This is a genomic window from Agromyces humi (genome assembly GCF_009720255.1).
In the GTDB taxonomy this organism is placed as follows: Bacteria; Actinomycetota; Actinomycetes; order Actinomycetales; family Microbacteriaceae; genus Agromyces; species Agromyces humi.
The window spans coordinates 1-2,018 of sequence record NZ_WJSP02000536.1 but is presented as its reverse complement, the minus strand read 5'-3'; the positions used below and the strand labels follow the sequence as shown (position 1 = coordinate 2,018).

The 2,018-nt window shown below is 72.7% G+C and carries 2 protein-coding genes; both read left to right on the top strand.

Annotated elements, in window-relative coordinates:
- The first annotated feature begins 175 nt into the window (after positions 1-175).
- The gene (locus GH736_RS21915) at positions 176-1,546 is read left to right on the top strand and encodes an NtaA/DmoA family FMN-dependent monooxygenase (RefSeq protein WP_159607060.1); all 1,371 of its coding nucleotides are present in this window, start codon (positions 176-178) and stop codon (positions 1,544-1,546) included.
- A partial coding sequence (locus GH736_RS21910; RefSeq protein WP_235934628.1) for an LLM class flavin-dependent oxidoreductase occupies positions 1,536-2,018 on the top strand: 483 nt, incomplete at its 3' end. The genes GH736_RS21915 and GH736_RS21910, both read left to right, overlap by 11 nt.

Genomic DNA, 2,018 nt, shown 5'->3' with positions numbered 1-2,018 from the left:
ACCAAGGCAGCATCACGAACACGTGATCGGGTAAGAACGTCGGTGCAGCCTCTCGGGTCCGCCCACGCTATGTCGCGCTCTCGGGATCCCTACTTTCCGATGGCGGGGGTAGACGCGGGGGCAGCCGATCCCCTGCTCGCCCCGCCAACCGCTACGCCGTGGAGGAGACCGCAGCATGAGCACCACACCCCGCCAGGTGCACCTGGCCGCCCATTTCCCGGGCGTCAACAACACCACGGTCTGGAGCGACCCCCTGCAGCGCAGCCAGATCGACTTCAGCGCCTTCGAGCACTTCGCGCGCACGGCCGAGCGAGGCCGGTTCGACTACCTGTTCCTCGCCGAGGGCCTGCGGCTGCGCGAGCACAAGGGACTCATCCACGACCTCGACGTCGTGGGGCGGCCGAACACCCTCGCGGTGCTCACCGCGCTGGCCGCGGTGACGCGGCACATCGGCCTCGTGGGCACGCTGAGCGCGACGTTCAACGAGCCGTACGAGCTCGCGCGCCAGCTGGCGACCCTCGACCACCTCTCGAACGGACGCGCCGGCTGGAACGTCGTGACGAGCTCGGACGCGTTCCACGGGGCGAACTTCCGCCGTGGCGGCTACCTCGACCACGCCGATCGCTACGCACGCGCCTCGGAGTTCGTGGCGCTCGCGAAGGAGCTGTGGGACGGCTGGTCGCCCGGCGCGGTGGTCGCCGACCGGGCGAGCGGGCGATTCCTCGCCGACGACGCGATCGAGCCGTTCGCGCACCGCGGACCGCAGTTCGACGTGGCCGGCCGGTTCAACGTGCCGCGCAGCCCGCAGGGGTACCCGGTGATCGTGCAGGCCGGCGACTCGGCCGATGGCCGGGACTTCGCCGCCGAGCACGCGGAGGTCATCTTCTCGCGGCACAGCGTGTTCGAGGAGGCGCAGCAGTTCTACCGCGACGTGAAGGGTCGGCTCGCCGGCCGCGGCCGCACCGAGGACTCCCTGAAGATCCTGCCCGCCGTCACCTTCGCCCTCGGCGACACCGAGGCGGAGGCCGCCGAGCGCGCCCGCGAGGACGCGCTCGCGCAGGTCGGGCCGAAGACCGCGATCACCGTGCTCGAGCAGGTCTGGGGCGTCGACCTGTCCGACCGCGACCCCGACGGCCCGCTGCCCGAGTTCGACCCCGATCCCGAGGCCTCCATCACCAAGGGCTGGGCGCCGCGGTACCCCAACGCCGTGCAGATCGCCCAGGGCTGGCGGGCGCGGTCAGAGGCCGAGGGGCTCAGCATCCGCGAGCTCGTCATCGCGGTCGCCGGGCGCCAGTCGTTCGTCGGCACGCCGGGCACCGTCGCCGCCGAGCTCGACCGCTATGTGCAGGAGCGGGCCACCGACGGCTTCGTCATCGTCGGCACCACGTCGCCGCACGGCCTCGACGAGTTCGTCGAGCGGGTCGTCCCCGAGCTGCAGGAGCGCGGCGTCTACCGCACCGAGTACGAGGAGGGCGCGACCCTGCGCCGCACGCTCGGACTGCCGGAGCCGACCGAGCTCGCCGAGGAGGTGCGCCGTGTCGGCTGAGACGACGGATGCCGCGGGTCGCACGTCGCTCGCGAGGCGGGTGCCGCTCGCGGTGCTCGACCTGGTGCCCATCTCCGAGGGCTCCACCGCCGGTGAGGCGCTGCGCAACTCGATCGACCTCGCGCAGCGTACGGAGGCGTTCGGCTACGCGCGGTACTGGCTGGCCGAGCACCACCTGAATCCCGGCGTCGCCGGATCGGCGCCGCACACGCTGCTCGGCATCGTCGCCGGCGCCACCGAGCGGATCCGCGTCGGCACCGCCGCCACGATCCTCGGCAACTACGAGCCGCTGCAGGTGGCCGAGGCGCTCGGCACGGTCGCTGCGCTCTGGCCCGACCGGGTGGACCTCGGGCTCGGACGGTCGGGGTTCCCGCCGCCGACGGCTGCCGGCGCCGCATCCGAAGCCGAGAGGGCGGCGCCTCTGTCATCCGACACCGAAGCGAACCGCATCGTCGACGGCCTCGTGGTGCCG